Origin of the sequence: Pseudoalteromonas sp. 0303, from assembly GCF_013349995.1 — a bacterium.
GTDB lineage: Bacteria > Pseudomonadota > Gammaproteobacteria > Enterobacterales > Alteromonadaceae > Pseudoalteromonas.
Map to the genome: position 1 here is coordinate 49812 of NZ_JABVXF010000020.1, position 16735 is coordinate 66546.

Consider the following 16735-nt stretch of genomic DNA (forward strand, 5'->3'; position numbering starts at 1 on the left):
CTCACTCCTAAGAGTTAGCTTTGCTAGAAATAGTGCCGGTTGTTTCATCGACATTTTTTTCAACTGCTTTCACTTCAGCGCCTTGGCGTACCTTTTGTAAACCTTCAATAATGACTTTTTCACCGGCCTCTAAGCCTGACTCAACCACCCACATCGCATTAATACGTCGACCCAGTTTAACAATCCGCATAGCCACTTTATTTTCATCATCAACAACGAGCACAAACTTACCTTGCTGGTTTTCTTGTACCGCTACTTGAGGAATGAGTGCCAAGTCTTGTTTATTGGTGCTTTCAACGATCAAGGTGACAAATAAGCCCGGCATGACAATGCCATCTGGGTTATCAAAAGCGGCTCTAAGCTCAACCGTGCCTGTATTGCGGTTAATTTTGGTATCAGCAAAATCAAGTACGCCTTTATCAGCGAAGGTCGAATTATTCGGTAAGCGTAAAGTTAAATCGATAGGCACATCACGAGGGTCTTTATCTGACGGTGCTTGATGATTTTGACGATAAGAGATGTAGTCAGCTTCTTCAACCTGAAAACTTACATAAATTGGATCAACATCGGTCAGCTCCGCAAGCTCATTGGATGATGGCCCAACAATATTACCCACGTCATAGTTCACTTTACCAATACGCCCTGCAAACGGCGCACGAATTTCGGTATAACTTAGATTGAGTTTTGCTTTTTCAAGTTCAGCTTCTGCGGCTTTAACAGCTGCAGTGGTTTGCTCAAAATTGGTGGTTAGTTTATCGAGGTCTGATTGTGAAATGAAACCTTGCGCAGCCACATCTTTACCACGTTTTAAATCGCGTTCAGCGGCGCCTGCTGCGGCAATTTTACTTTTTAAATCAGCCTCAGCTTCTGACACAGTCGAGCGGTACTCAGATGGGTCAATACGCAGTAAGAGCTGATCTTTTTCAACCGATGAGCCTTCATTAAAGTGACGTTCAATGAGTTCACCCTCAACACGGGCCCTAATCGCAACCTCTTGGAATGCTTCAGTGCGTGCAACAAATTCTCGGTAATTACCAACTTCTTGTGTAACGACATTAAATACTGATACAGCCGGTGGCGGCGTAGCTTGTTGTTGTGCTTTATCATCTGAACAGCCAACCAATGTGGTTGTTAATGCGACAGAAATTGCAACAAAAGCCAAAGAACGAGATGATTGTTTTGTTATGCGAGCTGTTTTGCGCATCAGCATATATTTACTCCTTGTAGCGCGACTTAAAGCTAAGTCTAGTCGTGTCATGGGATTTTGCGAAAGTATCTAACTAATCACAAAATCAAACTAGCGATGAACTAGCATCTTTGTTTTAAAAATATACACCAATTTGTAACTAAATATATGACAAGGTTACCCATTTTTGGAAAATATAATGATTCCTTGCGACACATCAGCAATTCTTTACTTAGTTGTAATTAACTCGTAAGCTCTAACAAACAGGTCAGAGGAGTTACCATGATAAAACTAGAAATAAAACAACAAGTCGCATGGGTTAGCCTTGCTCGTCCCGAGAAACAAAATGCACTCAGTTTTGCCATGTTTGTCGAGCTTTCAAACGTAATCAAAAAAATTAAACGTGATCGCAGTTTGCGTGCGGTGGTTATCTCTGGCGAAGGCGAACACTTTTGCTCTGGACTGGATGTTGCTGCGGTGATGAAAAAGCCAAGCAATATCATCAAGCTTTTATTCAAGTGGTTACCAGGAAACCAAAACTTAGCGCAAAAAGTAGTGCTAGGTTGGCAAGACTTAAGTATTCCGGTGATTGCAAAAGTGACCGGGCACTGCTTTGGTGGCGGTATGCAAATCGCACTTGGTGCTGATTACCGCATCGTCGATAAAAACGCTAAATTAGCGATCATGGAAGCTCGTTGGGGCTTATGCCCTGATATGGGGGCTAACGTGGTGCTTGCAGGTTTAATGAAGCGTGACCAAGCACTTTGGTTAGCAAGTCATGCAGGGCCTGTCTCTGCTGAAGATGCTAAGGAGTATGGCTTAGTTACACAACTCACTGATGACGTTGATAAACAAACCGATGCTGTACTAGAAACCCTCATGGCGCGTTCGCCAGATACCTTGGCAGCAATTAAACGAATTACTCAGCAAAGCTACCGTTCACAGCAGCGTAAAATTCTCGCTAAAGAAACCTGGAGTCAAATTCGCTTACTGATGAACCCTAATACTAAAAAGGCGATTGCAAAGGCGAAAGGTGCAGAGGATATTCAATTTAATAATGCCAAATCATGGTAAGCTAAAGTCGCATAGTACAACTGACAAGGGTATGATGTAGTTGTACTTTATTCGCAATTATCCTGACTTATGAAATACCTTATCAGTAGTGTCATTATTCTTACCTGCTTAGCCGTTGCCAAGTTTTTAACGGCTTTGCTTGAAAGCTCTTTCCCTGCCCCATTACTCGGTATGGTGTTACTGCTCGTGCTACTATTAACGGGCCTCGTAAAAGAACAACATTTAAAACCAACAGCCAGCCCTTTACTTAATTACATGCCGTTGTTCTTCATCCCTGCAGGGGTTGGCATTATTGAGCACCTAGGTTTAATTTCGCAGAACTGGCCTTTATTACTAACTATTTTTATTGTCGTGCCGCTGAGTAGTGTTGTACTCATAGGCGCTGTTATCGCTTATTTTAAGGGCCGCGAAAATGACAGTTAGTTTATGGTGGCTCTGCGTTCCGTGCATTATTGCGCTTTTCTTAGTACTGCGTTTTTTAAACGCGAAAACCCAGTATGCCACTGCCAAAGCGCTTAGTAATCCTGTGTGCTGGGCAATTATATTAACTGCAGCCTTGTTAGTAGCACTAAAGCTTCCTTATGAGCCTTTTGCCGAGCACAGTAAAGTTTTAAGCTGGTTGCTTGAGCCTGCCATTGTGGCATTGGCTTTACCGCTTTATCAGCAATTTATCCATGTCAAAAAGAACCTGCTGCTAATCCTCATAAGTTGTAGCTTAGGGGTGATCAATGCCACCTTGGTCGCCTCGCTAATATGTTATTTTTTTGCAGCCCCTGCTCAGCTAAGCGCATCCCTAGCAAGTTTATCTGTAACAACACCCATCACCTTGTTAGTAACAGAGTCACTAGGCGGCATCCCTTCTTTAGCAGCAGCCATGGTGATTTTTATTGGCGTACTTGGGGCTATATTTGGTAATTTGATTTTCTGGCTTATCAATATCCGCAATGCCCAAGCAAAAGGTGTTGCCATTGGTACCGCTTGCCATGCCATTGGCACAGCATCACTGATTAGTGATCAGCCAAAAGCAGGTGCCTTTGCCTCTGTGGCGATGGCATTAAGTGCGCTTCTCAGCGCTATAATAGTGCCGATACTCTATCCTGTTATTCAGCATGTTCTGGTATAGTCAGAATTCGCAGTAACCTTGTTAGGAAAACACATGATTGACTCAGAAATTCAGCAAGTCGAAAAATACTACAATCTGATTATGGAATATTTGGTCACCTACAGTATGCAAATTTTAGGTGCCATCTTAATTCTATTTATTGGTTTATGGATTGCGCAAAAAGTATCGAATATGGTTGCTGGCCTCATGCAGCGTCACAATATCGATATCACCCTCACCAACTTTGTCAGTAATGTCATCAAAGTATTGCTGATCATCATGTTCTTGGTTATTGCCCTTGGCAAAATTGGTATAAGCGTGACCCCATTTGTCGCTGCCATTGGTGCAGCATCACTCGGTGCTGGTTTAGCAATGCAAGGCATGCTTTCAAACTACGGTGCGGGCCTTGCCATCATTGCAACAAGGCCATTTGTTGTTGGCGATACTATTGAAGTAAAAGGCGTGAGTGGGCAAGTTAAAACCATTGAGCTTGGTCACACAATTCTGATTAACGAAGAAAAAGTCGAAATCACCATTCCTAACAAACATATTGTTGGTGAAATTTTACATAACTCGTTTAGCTATTCATTAGTTAAAGGTGAAATAGACATCGCTTATGATGCCAATGCAGATCTCGCTATTGAGCTTATCGAAAAAGTGTTAGACGAGCATGAACTAGTTAGTGACTCTCCTCATGCACAAGTCGGTATTGAGCGTTTTGCTGAGAGCGGTGTTACCTTGAGCTATCGCTTTTGGGTGCCAACCACCAAAATTATTGAGACCAAATTAGCGGTGAACCGCAATGTATTTAAAGCAATTCAAGGGGCGGATATCGAAATTCCTTTCCCACAACGAATTGTTACCCTCAATCAAACTAATGATAAAGGCGCTTAATAGCGCCTTTTTTGCAGCTCGTCGACAGAGATTGTGTTTGTTCAAAAGATTGTAGTACAATTTAAATGATAACAATTACTATCATCAATTAACGTCGGGCTATTTTTACCATGAGTAAACGTCTTTGGTTCCAACTACATGGTTGGTTTTCGCTCCCAGTATGGGTGCTATTTTGCTTTATTTGCGTCACAGGTACTGTGTCGGTTATTAGCCATGAGCTTACTTGGCTGACCAACAGTGAAGCACGAGCAAACAACCCAAATGATTTACCAGCACTTGGTGTTGATCAAGTTATTAATAGCGTTGAAAAAGCCTACCCGACTGCCGATGTAATGAGTGTACTTACTTATGAGCCTTACTTGGTTAATGCGGTTATTTTCACTGATACCGACAAACCTTATGCTGTAGCTTACGTCAATCAATACACCGGCGAAGTACAAGCGGTTAATGACACTATCTCATTCATTGAATTTATGCGTACCCTACACGGCTGGCTATTCTTCCCTTGGCAAGAAGGTTACAGCGTAGGTTACTACCTCGTCAGCGCCATGGCTTTTGTCCTTTTAGGTGCACTAGTAACAGGCTTAGTGATTTATAAAAACTTTTGGCGTGCATTTAGCCAGCCAAAACTACGTTTTAATCAAGGTAAAAAAACCTTTCTAAAAGATTTACATACCTTAAGTGGCGTTTGGTCAATTTGGTTTATGGCAGTAATGGCACTAACAGGCCTGTGGTATTTAGTGCAAGCCATCATGTGGCATAACGAAATAGACATAGAAGAGCACGCACCGCTCGTGGCGGTTTCAACTTTACCTGCGGATAAACAAACACCGCCAACCGATTTAAAAGCGGCACTGGCTATTACCAAAGAGAAATACCCAGATTTCAAACCTAGCTATGTGATGCTGCCAGAGCATAACCGTGGCATGTTTAATATCATGGGCAGTGGCGATACTATTTTCTACGATAACTACGCTTACTCAACCTCAATCAATCCTTGGACGGGTGAAATTGCAGCAAGCAAAAGCCCAGAAACCATGTCGGGATTACTCACCCTTTCACATATCGCCGATCCGCTGCATTACGGTAATATTGGCGGTCTGTGGACAAAGGTTATTTGGTTTATCTTTGGTTTAATTTTAAGTGGTATGTCGATCACTGGCTTTATGATGTACGCCGCAAAATTAGTAAATAACAAACCTGTAAAAGCGCGCCAATCAGCGCCAGTAAATAACGTTCAGGAGGCAAACTAATGGCTCGTTTACAAGCAACTTGGTGGCAGCGTAAAAAGTATGTTTTACATGCTGTGGTACTGGCTTTACCTGTATGGTTCATTTATCATTCATTGAACCCTCAGTTTCCTGCACTTTGGCAAGAGCAACAAGCGGGCGAATTTAAAATCGCCCCGATGCCGCTAAATGAAGATGCCCCGTACTCACACCACAATGAGTATGTGAAAGATTTCTTTATCGCCTTTAATCAAGGTGACATAAGCAATGTTCGTCAGGCGTATTTAAACATTGGCCAAGCGCCTTTAGCACTAACAGAGTTTGCTAAAGATGAAGAAGGCATAATGCATGGCACCAATCATGGTCAGCACGCCCACGCGATAGCTCCTAAAACCATCTCAGCAGATGATAAACTGTGGATCACAATACAAACTTGGCAAGGCCAACTGCATACCCTCAAATGGGATATTCCCAGCCAGTTTATTACTCAATAACATCCGAAAAGCCACTCACTGAGTGGCTTTTTTGTATCTCAGCTAAACACTAAAGTCCCTTCCAAAACAGTCAAAGGTAAAATTTTTGTTAATTATTTTACCGATCACCTTTACAAATGTAATAATATAATAAAGTATTATAAATAGTTTTCATTTGCACTAATCCTCTTAAGAGAGTTGGTGTTGATCAAAACTCATCCAAGGAGCAGAACACACAAGGAAAGCTCAATAACAATGATTTGGAGACACAATGATACTTTCAAAAAAAGCCCTAGCTGCACTCAGCTTGGCAACAACACTCATACTGCCCAATGCTTATGCGATTGATAATGGCGTATACACCATTAAATCAAAGTACAGTGCTAAGTTTGTTGAAGTAGCCAGCGCGCAAACCAACGATGGTGCGAATGTTAGTCAATGGGCTGACACGAATCACGACACCCAGCGCTGGTTAATTACTAATATAGGTGGCAGCAACTATTCGGTTATTAACTTAAATAGTGGTAAAGCCCTAGAGGTGTTTGACTTCTCGACTGCCGATGGCGGCAATGTGGTGCAATATGAGTACGCTAATCTTGCCAGCCAACACTGGCAAATTAATGATGAAGGTAGCGGCTATTACAGCTTCATTAACGATCACAGTGGTAAGGCACTCGACCTTTATGCTTTTGATGGCAACGATGGCGCGAATATTAGCCAGTGGAGCTACAACGGCAGCGATGCACAGCAGTGGCAGCTAACCAAGCTTGCTAATGTTGAATCAACCCCTTGGGATCCATCCACAACCAATGGCGCTGCAGATCACTGGCCACTTACTGGTAATTTAGTCACCCACGATCCAACCCTTGGCTATGAAAATGGCACTTGGTGGGTTTTTCAAACAGGCCCTGGTATCTACGGTAAATATTCAAGTAACGGTGTAGATTGGAATGATGCGCAGCCAATTTTCTCAAATGGTTTAAGCTGGTGGAGTAACTATGTACCAGATCATGATGGAATTGATGTCTGGGCGCCTGAATTAAAAAGCTACAATGGTCGTAGCTGGCTTTATTATTCGATTTCGACCTTTGGTTCACGTGTTAGCGCTATTGGCCTTACCTCAGCAAGTAGTGTGGCAGCCGGTGATTGGCGTGATGATGGTTTAGTAATTAACACGACCAATAGCAATAATTATAACGCCATTGACCCCGATCTCGTGGTAGCAAAAGATGGTGCACCTTGGCTTGCCTTTGGCTCATGGAATTCGGGTATTAAACTAACGCGTATTAACCCAATGACCATGAAACCATTTGGTCAAATCTACTCTTTAGCAAGTCGCTCTGGTGGCATCGAAGCACCTACCATAGTGTATCGCCAAGGCTATTACTATTTGTTTGTTTCAGTAGGCAAATGCTGTGATGGCACGAATAGTACTTACCGTATTGCGTATGGTCGCTCTAGTGACATCCGCGGTCCATACCTAGATAAAAATGGCACCGACATGCTAGCTAGCGGCGGGAGCATTCTTGATGCGGGTAATAGCCAATGGGTAGGTCCAGGTGGACAAGACATTTTAAATACCGATGTGATTGTTCGTCATGCTTATGATGCAGGTGATAATGGTACCCCTAAATTGCTCATCAGCACCCTGAATTGGGATGCTAATGGTTGGCCTAAATACTAGTTCTCCCCACTAAGCGCGTGCAAGCGCGCTTTTTACAATCTATCTAATATACTGCGAACAAATTCAGAATTAAGAATCTGAGTTACTGCCCCACTACACCACAAATAGGCACGTTGAATCGGGTAACCTTTAAAAATCCAACGCTTACGCACATGATTAAAGTCGTGCAAATAATCAGCCTTTGCTTGCGGTAACGAGTCTTTGGCTAACTTATGCCATGCTTTATAAACCCCACTCATATCGGCACCACGCATAAAACGCTGTAACCAGCGCGGAAAGCGTGCAAAGCGAATCGCTGACTGAAAATCAATAATGTAAGGCTTGCCGTCTTTTGAACAAATAACATTACCTAAATTACGTAAGTCGAGGTGCACCACGCCGCGGCGATGCATTTTTGCTACCAAACGCTCAAATTCTTTAAAGAACTCACTCGGTAAATGCTGCTGTTGCAAGGCAAGCTGGCGAAGTGGCGTGCCTTCAATAAAGTCATAAGCAATGGCAATCGATGACAAGCGGCAAAAGTTATCAACCACTCCGTCTACGTCTTGCAGGCGTGCCAGCCCCTTGTACTCTTGATTGATAAAAAGCGGCGCGATTGTTTTTCTCACCCACCATGGGCTGTGCTGAAAATCTTTAATAATAAAATCAAATTTCGCGTCTTTGTAACGATAAACAATGGCATTGGCAAAGCGGCCTGTGTGAACAACCGACAAACCTTCTGGGCTAAATTGATGAGCTGGAAATTGAGCGTGAAGCTCTGCAAGCAAAGATGATTCAAACATAACAACCCGGACTTGTTAAAATTAAATGCCTAGGCAACTATATTATCAAAATGCGTCTACAGCGACAATGTACCGCTTAGAGAAATTTATGCTTTTAAATTATGAATTGCTCTAAACAATAAGCTTGCGAGTTGCTCTTGCTCATCATCAGAGAAGCCTGTAAGTGCTTTGCGATAGATATCATTTACAGTGGGTAAAATTTCTGGGTAAAGCTGTTGGCCTTTTTCTGTGAGGCATAAAAGAGTTGAACGGCGATCTTCAACTGACTGCTTTTTTGCAACTAAGCCCTTGTCTTCTAAACGAGAAAGTAACCGACTCATGGCACCGCGGTCATACATCATGTGCTCACAAAGCTCAGCCAAGGTATTTACTTTACCACGCGCAAGTAGCACAACCACAATGTACTGAGCCGAGGTTAGCTCTTTATCCTCTAAAGCATTATCAAGATGAGTCACTAGGTTTGAACGTAAGTAAGAGACTAAGCGACCTAAGTCTTGCACTGGATCTAAATCTTCAATGCAGCACTGGCCAATTGATGCAGGTTCTTTCATATTTCCTCTAAAGCGATGAATAGCAATTCATAGACAGTTAATAGGCAAAATAATTCAATCCTATTAGATTGCTTCAACGGCTATGAATAGTGTAGCGTGAACAAGCTTACTAACTGTCGGGGGCGTTATGCTAACTAAACAACATATTATCAAGTATTTATCTCTTACAATACTGCTACTTCTTTGTTGGCTAGAGCATTATAACCATTTCATTATGCGCTTTATCGACAGCGCCCTTGTGCAATCAACCCTAGTGTACGCTTCATCTCGTACAGTTAATGCTGCTATATCGCTATTGCAATCAGCCGAAGTGGGCATTGGTATTGCGAGTATTCAACCTGCACAACTACTCGACCCAGTCAATGACTTAGCTGAATACATGTCGGATGCTATGCGCCTCGCTATAGGCTCGTTATTTTTACAGCGCATTTTATACACCATTTCTTCTGGGGTTATTTTTAGTGGTGTTTTTACTGTTTCGGTCGTCGCTTACTTTATATGTGAATGGCGTAACTATTTTCCTAACTTACGTCATAAGATTATGGCGAGCTTAATTTTAATTCGCTTTTTAGTGCCTGCTGTGGTGCTTACAACAGGCCTCGTGAGCCAAATATTCTTAGATGAGCAAATAAACCAGCAAAGTGAAATCGTGAGCGAAAAAGTCGAGACGGTGAATAGTAGTGCAAATAACACCTCTGCCCTATCAGCCAAGCTAAAAGCTGAGGTCGATAGTGAAAAACAAACCATCTTCGACAAGCTCTCTCTATTAAATGAGCAGCAGATTAAAAACCACCAGCGAGCCACTGAGCTCAAAGGTGATTTAGCAGAGCTCGAAGCCCAAATAGAAGCGATTCAAGCAACCCGCAGCTTGTCTGAGCGACTGACCTTTACTGAGCTTGAACAAGCAAAGCCATTACTTGATAAAAAGCAGCAATTAACAGCGCAGTTTAATGCGGTACTAAACCAGCAAAGACAGCTGAACCTAGACAAAGATGCCTTAAACGAACAACTAGAAAACCTTAACGCATCACTCAATCAAGACCAATCGTCGCAGGTGAGTAAAATTATCGACACCGTCACCTCTGGCATTAGCAACATGGTGGCAGCCGTCGAAGACTTATTTATCGACTTTTTGAATATCTTGTCACTGCTGATTTTAAAACTGTTATTAATGCCGTTGATTTTTTTATACCTATTTAACAAAGCCTTTAAGGCCATTTGGCAGCGCCGCTTTATGGACGTAGTAATACAAACAAAGCAACTGGCTGTTAATCGCTGATATTTCAGCTAAAGTTATAAACCTAACTCGTTTTTAAAGGATATAAGTATGACTGAGCAACGCCATAACCACATTCCCCAAGAAGCTTTCGATTGGTACGATGAATACGCCCATGGCTTGATGGACCGCCGTACCTTTATGAAAAAGCTGGGTGGCTTAGTCGCCCTTGGTTATTCAATGGCAATGCTAAGTAGCGCTTTACTGCCAAACTACGCATTAGCTGAGCAAGTATCCTTTAATGACCCTGATATTAAAGCCAGTTATAAAACCTTTGATTCGTTTAAAGGTCACGGCGAAGGTAAAGGCTATTTAGTCGAACCCGCTAATTTAACGGGCAAGCTCCCAATAGTATTAGTGATCCATGAAAACAGGGGCTTAAACCCTTATATTAAAGATGTTGCTCGCCGCCTTGCCAAAGCAGGATTTATTGCCTTTGCGCCAGATGCATTACACCCTCTTGGTGGCTACCCTGGCAATGACGATGAAGGCCGCGCCATGCAGCGCTCTATGGATAAACAAAAAATCCAACAAGACTTTATCGCCGCAGCAGAATACATAAAAAGACACCCAAATAGTAACGGCAAACTTGGTGCGGTAGGCTTTTGCTTTGGTGGATATATGGTTAACTACCTAGCAGCAGTTGATAGCAAACTGATTGATGCGGGCGTGCCTTATTACGGCACTCCGGCCGTTAAAGAACTCAGACAAAACATCAAAGCCCCACTACTTGTACACTTAGCCGAGTTTGATAAACGCGTTAATGCAACATGGCCAGAATACGAGAGCGACTTAAAAGCGCATCAAGTGCCTTACACTATGCACATGTATGAGCAAGCAAATCATGGTTTTCATAACGACTCTACATCTCGTTATGATGAAAAACAGGCGGAGCTTTCGTGGCAACGCACATTGGCCTTTTTCAATGAGCAATTGATTTAAACAGAGCAATTTCATACACTCTCGAAAAAATTTTAGGCTAGAAAAGAGATGGAATCGCAAGTCAGTTATCGCTTTGACTCACAGCAAACCGCCAATCGGTTTTTAAACAAGCTTAAACACTGGTCGGTGGCTAAAGTCACTGCGAGTCTTTGCCAAGGTGGTTATGGCGTAAAAATACGCTACGAAGTCGATACCAGTGGTTTTGATTACACTCTTGCAGAGCTTGATGATTTAGCAATGCAACACGAAGGCGAAGAAATTTAATTCTTATATTCTAGGCATAAAAAACGGCTAAACAAGGTTAGCCGTTTCATTTTAAAGCCGAGATTATAACGCTCTACTTATAAATCAAAGCTACGTGAAATAGACGCGACAATTCGCTCATCTGCGGTATCCCAGTCAAGGCTGGTATTTTCGCCAGCAAGCTCAAAATCAAAACCTGCAAAGCTTGTTTGATAGGCTAAACGATAATGGTTGTACGACTTATCATTACCATCCCAAGCAAACTTATTACCATCGAGTGAGTTAGAAATATCAAAGCTGGCACGAATTGCATGATTTGGCGCAATTTCAAAGGTATGGGCAACCATAGAAATCACATGCCCTGCATCGGTACCAAAGTAATCCCAAGCGTACCAGAAGTTAAGTTCTGTGAAACCTAGGCTATTGGTATAGCCAAACTTTGCATAAGTCTCAAAATAATTACCATCGCTTGAGTAATCTTCACCGTGGTAAGAATAATAAGCAATACCATAATCAACACTAAGGGTGTCAGTTAACTCAGCATAGTTACCAAAATACGCATCCCACTCGATGTCTGTGCCATCGCCAAAATCTACATTTGAAGCCCACGTACCTACATACACACCTGAATCTGCAAAGGCATAATCTAAGCTGCCCTGAATCGCTGGGTCATTCATAGTTTGGCTTACACCATTGAAGGTGTAATCTGATGCCAATGTAACCGTAGTCGATAAGTCAGCCATGGCTGATGTCGATAGTAATGCCAATGGCAACGCTGCTGCTAATACTGTTTGTCTTGTTGTCATGTTGGTTTCCCTTAGCTAACTGTTTCTATTTTTGTGTAATCTAATTTATTGTCTTTTGGTGAACCTTCGATATTTTTCACTGTTTTTAACTTGCTGTAGCCAATAAACGCAGCACAGCCGAAAAATAACGCAATAACGAGCGCACCAACCCATTGGATCTGTAAAAAGTCGAACTTAAACAGCAGGGTTAACAATGAAAGCGCCACCACATTTAAGGCAATATAATTAAATTTACCTAAACGTTTCACCGTTAAGTTTAGGTTATCTGTGTATAAACGGATCAAAGAATCAAGTGAGTTGATCACAAACACCACACCAACAAACACCATAGCGATGTTTTTCAGGCCTGCTGTTGCAATACCCGCTTCATGATATTGATACAAAACACTAAACCAGATAGCGATTGGAATAGACGGGAAAATCAACATAGCCGCCAGCACTTGGTAAGTTTTTAAACCACCCACAAAACGTGAGGTAAATTGACCAATCATGATGCTCCAAGCAAACCACCAAAACAGGTAGAAGGCATGGTAATCATTCAGCGGTAATATAAATTCATTGATATTGCCAAAGTAACCGCCGATCAACGCAAGGTTATCAACAAATGCTGATGTTTGTGCATCAGAACCAACAAAGGCACCGAACCACATAAATGCAATTAAAGCGATAAACAACCAAGTAGTAGAAATACTTAAAAAGCGTACATACTTAATGTCTGTGCTCGAATACACAGCAAAACAAATCGCTGCAAACACCATTAAGTAGAATGTCGGAATAATTGACTCACCATCACCAAGTGACGGCAAATACCAAGGTAAATTCGACAGCAGTAAAAATGCAGTAAATGCGCATGTACCAATAATAACGATGTTATTAATTAGTTTTACCCAAGCAATTTCAAAGAACTTTACTTTGGGTTCTATTACACAGAAATAAAAGCACGTAAGGAAATAAAATCCCCAGATCAAGAAGCCCCAATAACCAAATTCAATGGCTAGAGGATTGGCAAACGCATACTCTGGGCTTGCTTTTATGTCTGCATAACCTGCAAACTCTGTCAGTGGAAACATAATCAAGCCAACATCTAGGCCCGATGTAAATAAAATTGCAATGAACGTAAACGTTCTAACCGGTGTGACGCCAACACACCTAACCGTACCCCATTTAAATAAAATAACCGCAATTGCTAACAGGGTAAAAATGATGCCAGCACTAAGCCAAAAGGTCATAGTTTCCCCCCCCAAAATAAGTAATAATACTTCATTGTTTCTCCAGTTTTATTCCTCGCATTAACGCACCACAAACAACTCGTGATGCGCGCCACTGCAAGCCCCACAGCCGAAACTGCGGGTGGCCTTATTAGATCTCCGAACTACGCTGCGTTGATTGCCATTGTTTTTCCATGGCAACATCTGCAGTTGATGCCGATAACACAGGCTTACCTAAAATGTGGTCCGCCGCTTTTTCTGCCACCATAATGGTTGGCGCATTTAAATTACCGTTTGGAACGGTTGGGAAGATAGATGAATCCACAACCCGCAAACCTTCGATACCGTGTACTTGAGTTTGCGAGTTAACCACGGCCATCTCGTCCTCACCCATCTTGCACGAACATGACGGATGGTAAGCACTCTCAACCGCCTGACGAACAAAAGCATCGATTTCTTCATCGCTTTGAACATCTTTACCGGGTTGAATTTCACCATCGCGATACTCATCAAACGCACTTTGCTCAATAATCTCGCGAGTTAGACGTACGCAAGCTCTAAAGCCTTCAATGTCATCTTGATGCTGTAAGTAGTTAAATTGGATCTTAGGCGCAACCTGAGGATCCGCTGACTTAATCGTTACTGCACCACGGCTTTTTGGTTTGTTATGCCCAACATGAACTTGGAAACCATGACCATCAAAGGCACTCTTACCGTCATAACGAATGGCTGCTGGTAAAAAGTGATACTGAATATCTGGCCATTCAACACCCGGTTTTGAGCGAATAAATGCACATGATTCAAAATGGTTAGTCGCCCCTAAACCTGAGCGATTTAATAACCAACGAGCACCAATTAGCCCTTTTGAAACAAGGCCTAATTTGCCGTTTAAAGTAATTGGTTGCTTACACTTATATTGGAAGTAAAACTCCAAGTGATCTTGTAAGTTTTGGCCAACACCTGGTAAGTGATGTTTAACCTCAACACCCGCTTCGCTCAGGATGTCTTTATCACCAATACCCGATAATTGCAGAATATGCGGTGAACCAATTGGGCCCGCACTTAAAATAACGTCTTTTGCTGCAAATGCTTGCTGCTTAGAGCCAGATACTGAATACTCAACGCCCACGGCTTTTTTGCCTTCTAGCAAAACTTTTTCAGCTAAAGCACCGGTGACTAGCGTTAAGTTTTTACGTGACTTAACTGGGTCTAAATACTCACGGCTAGCAGAGCTTCTTACGCCATCTTTAACTGTCATATGCATTGGCCCAAAACCTTCTTGCTGGGCTGCATTGTAGTCATCAGTGTGCGCATAACCTGCTTGTTGGCCCGCTTTGATAAAGGCTTTATAAAGCGGATTAGCCATTTCATTACCGTTATTAACCCCTAATGGGCCGTTATCGCCACGGTAACTGTTACCACCTAAGTAGAATGATTCCGCACGCTTAAAGTACGGTAAACATGCTTGGTAATCCCAACCATTAGCGCCGTGTTGCTGCCATTCATCAAAATCTTTGGCATGACCACGTACATAGACCATGCCGTTAATCGATGATGAGCCACCTAACACCTTACCTCGTGGGCAGTGCATTTGACGGTTATCTAAATATGGCTCTGGCTCGGTATGAAATTGCCATGCATATTTGTCAGTATTCATTGGGATTGATAGCGCGGTAGGCATCTTTATAAAAATACTTTTATCACTACCGCCCGTTTCAAGTAATAACACCTTATTAGAAGGGTCTGCTGATAGTCGGTTTGCCAACACGCAGCCTGCTGAGCCAGCACCGACTATGATGTAATCATAGTTCTGTGTACTCATTAAAATGGACTCTCTATATTGCTCATACCCACATAAATCGATTTAGTTTGGGTATAGTGATCTAAAGTTTCGATACCGTTTTCACGGCCGATACCTGATTGCTTGTAACCACCTACTGGCATTTCTGCAGGTGAATTACCATAGCTGTTTATCCAACAAATACCGGCTTGTAACTGGTGGATCACGCGGTGTGCACGCTGAATATCTTTAGTGAACACGCCTGCGGCTAAGCCTAGGTGGGTATCGTTTGCACGCTGAATAACGTCATCTTCATCATCAAACACCAACACGCTCATTACCGGGCCAAAGATCTCTTCTTTAACTATGGTCATGTCGTCTTTACAGTCGACAAAAACGGTCGGTTCCACAAAGTAGCCGTTTGGCGCAGATGCTGGTGATAGTGCCTTACCGCCGGTTAGTAAGGTTGCGCCTTCTTGAATACCTTTATCGATATAGCCAAGTACAAGCTCTTGGTGTTTTTTAGAGATAAGCGCCCCTAAATTCACCTCAGGATCCATTGGGTCGCCAGCAATAATATTTTGCTCAGTGCGTGTTTTCAGCTCATCAATAAACTGCTGATAAACATTTTTATGTACATAAATGCGCGTACAGTTAGTGCAGATTTCACCTTGCGTATAAAAATTACCTAACATTGCCGCACTAACAGCTTGTGATACATCGGCATCATCAAATACTAATAACGGTGACTTACCGCCAAGCTCCATGGTCACATCTTTAAGTGAACCAGCAGCACTTGCCATTACTTTTTTGCCTGTGCCTACTTCACCAGTGAACGACACTTTTTCAATATTTGGGTTTGCTGTTAACCATTGCCCGACTTCAGCAGCGCCTTGCACAACGTTGAATACGCCAGCAGGTACACCCGCTTCGATGAAAATCTCTGCAAGTTTGATTGCACCAAGTGGTGTTTCTTCAGAAGGTTTGAAAATAACCGCATTACCCGCAGCCAGTGCTGGGCCTGATTTCCAACAAGCAATTTGTAGTGGGTAGTTCCATGCACCAATACCGGCACAGATACCTAAAGGCTCTTTACGTGTGTAGTAAAAGTCATTGCCAACCATTTGTTGCTGACCCACTTGCGCAGGCGCAAGACCAGCAAAATATTCGATAACATCGGCGCCAGTTTCAACATCGACACACTCGGCTTCTTGCCATGGCTTACCCGTATCAAGTACTTCTACTTTTGCCAGTTCATCGTTACGTTCGCGTAAGATTGCCACGGCTTTTAATAAAATACGGCTACGCTCAATTGGCGTCATTGCAGACCATGCTGCAAACCCTTGTTTTGCGCTTTCAATTGCCGCGTTTTGAATAAACTCATCAGCGATTTCAACGTGATAAATCACTTCATCCGTTGCAGGGTTCTTAACTGCAAAGGTATCGCCAGTTTGATTCTTTAAAAAATGGCCATTAATAAAATTTTCGTAAACAGGTGTGGTCAT

At 42.5% G+C, this 16735-nt stretch carries 17 protein-coding genes; 10 read left to right on the forward strand and 7 right to left on the reverse strand.

The window, feature by feature from the left end; all coding sequences use genetic code 11:
• Positions 1-7: 7 nt before the first annotated feature.
• Positions 8-1210, reverse strand: coding sequence for an efflux RND transporter periplasmic adaptor subunit (locus HUS62_RS13795; protein ID WP_252949105.1), 1203 nt, complete (start codon positions 1208-1210; stop codon positions 8-10).
• Between the two features lie 258 nt (positions 1211-1468).
• On the opposite strand from HUS62_RS13795, the gene HUS62_RS13800 reads away from it, so the two are divergent.
• The 7 genes from HUS62_RS13800 to HUS62_RS23375 all read left to right on the forward strand — a co-directional run bounded on the left by HUS62_RS13800 (position 1469) and on the right by HUS62_RS23375 (position 7642).
• Entirely contained in the window at positions 1469-2260 is a 792-nt protein-coding gene (locus HUS62_RS13800) for a crotonase/enoyl-CoA hydratase family protein (protein WP_063706431.1), read from the forward strand.
• A 69-nt stretch (positions 2261-2329) separates the two neighbouring features.
• Entirely contained in the window at positions 2330-2683 is a 354-nt protein-coding gene (locus tag HUS62_RS13805) for a CidA/LrgA family protein (RefSeq protein WP_175079990.1), read from the forward strand.
• The gene (locus HUS62_RS13810) at positions 2673-3383 is read left to right on the forward strand and encodes an LrgB family protein (RefSeq protein WP_175079991.1); all 711 of its coding nucleotides are present in this window, start codon (positions 2673-2675) and stop codon (positions 3381-3383) included. The genes HUS62_RS13805 and HUS62_RS13810 overlap by 11 nt, the downstream gene beginning before the upstream one ends.
• Before the next feature lie 33 nt (positions 3384-3416).
• Positions 3417-4256, forward strand: coding sequence for a mechanosensitive ion channel family protein (locus tag HUS62_RS13815; RefSeq protein ID WP_054562265.1), 840 nt, complete (start codon positions 3417-3419; stop codon positions 4254-4256).
• A gap of 101 nt (positions 4257-4357) precedes the next feature.
• The gene (locus tag HUS62_RS13820; RefSeq protein WP_175080015.1) at positions 4358-5509 is read left to right on the forward strand and encodes a PepSY domain-containing protein; all 1152 of its coding nucleotides are present in this window, start codon (positions 4358-4360) and stop codon (positions 5507-5509) included.
• Positions 5509-5979: a hypothetical protein gene (locus HUS62_RS13825; RefSeq protein ID WP_175079992.1), complete on the forward strand. Its 471-nt coding sequence runs from the start codon at positions 5509-5511 to the stop codon at positions 5977-5979. Before HUS62_RS13820 ends, HUS62_RS13825 begins: the two co-directional genes overlap by 1 nt.
• 250 nt (positions 5980-6229) lie before the next feature.
• Positions 6230-7642 carry a family 43 glycosylhydrolase gene (locus HUS62_RS23375; RefSeq protein ID WP_175079993.1) on the forward strand — a complete coding sequence of 471 codons (1413 nt, stop codon included), beginning with the start codon at positions 6230-6232 and terminating at the stop codon, positions 7640-7642.
• Between the two features lie 32 nt (positions 7643-7674).
• Here HUS62_RS23375 and HUS62_RS13835 read toward each other — a convergent pair whose 3' ends face one another.
• Together HUS62_RS13835 and HUS62_RS13840 are read right to left on the reverse strand one after the other, a co-directional pair.
• A complete protein-coding gene (locus HUS62_RS13835) occupies positions 7675-8424 on the reverse strand; it encodes an RIO1 family regulatory kinase/ATPase (RefSeq protein WP_175079994.1) in 750 nt (249 codons plus the stop codon).
• A gap of 86 nt (positions 8425-8510) precedes the next feature.
• A complete protein-coding gene (locus HUS62_RS13840; protein ID WP_062566738.1) occupies positions 8511-8975 on the reverse strand; it encodes a MarR family winged helix-turn-helix transcriptional regulator in 465 nt (154 codons plus the stop codon).
• Between the two features lie 127 nt (positions 8976-9102).
• On the opposite strand from HUS62_RS13840, the gene HUS62_RS13845 reads away from it, so the two are divergent.
• From HUS62_RS13845 to HUS62_RS13855, 3 genes are read left to right on the forward strand one after another with little or no spacing between them, the layout of a single operon-like run.
• Positions 9103-10254, forward strand: coding sequence for a hypothetical protein (locus tag HUS62_RS13845; RefSeq protein WP_175079995.1), 1152 nt, complete (start codon positions 9103-9105; stop codon positions 10252-10254).
• Between the two features lie 48 nt (positions 10255-10302).
• On the forward strand, positions 10303-11193 hold the full coding sequence (locus HUS62_RS13850) for a dienelactone hydrolase family protein (RefSeq protein WP_175079996.1): 891 nt from the start codon (positions 10303-10305) through the stop codon (positions 11191-11193).
• A 48-nt stretch (positions 11194-11241) separates the two neighbouring features.
• Positions 11242-11457, forward strand: coding sequence for a hypothetical protein (locus HUS62_RS13855; protein WP_054562273.1), 216 nt, complete (start codon positions 11242-11244; stop codon positions 11455-11457).
• A gap of 77 nt (positions 11458-11534) precedes the next feature.
• Here HUS62_RS13855 and HUS62_RS13860 read toward each other — a convergent pair whose 3' ends face one another.
• The 4 genes from HUS62_RS13860 to betB all read right to left on the reverse strand — a co-directional run bounded on the left by HUS62_RS13860 (position 11535) and on the right by betB (position 16735).
• A complete protein-coding gene (locus tag HUS62_RS13860) occupies positions 11535-12242 on the reverse strand; it encodes a TorF family putative porin (protein ID WP_175079997.1) in 708 nt (235 codons plus the stop codon).
• 11 nt (positions 12243-12253) lie between these two features.
• Complete coding sequence (locus HUS62_RS13865) at positions 12254-13471, reverse strand: choline transporter (RefSeq protein WP_058586477.1); 1218 nt, start codon at positions 13469-13471, stop codon at positions 12254-12256.
• Between the two features lie 130 nt (positions 13472-13601).
• A complete protein-coding gene (gene betA, locus HUS62_RS13870; RefSeq protein WP_175079998.1) occupies positions 13602-15272 on the reverse strand; it encodes a choline dehydrogenase in 1671 nt (556 codons plus the stop codon).
• Positions 15272-16735 (reverse strand): betaine-aldehyde dehydrogenase, encoded by a 1464-nt coding sequence (betB, locus tag HUS62_RS13875; protein ID WP_054554308.1) that lies wholly within the window; start codon positions 16733-16735, stop codon positions 15272-15274. Before betB ends, betA begins: the two co-directional genes overlap by 1 nt.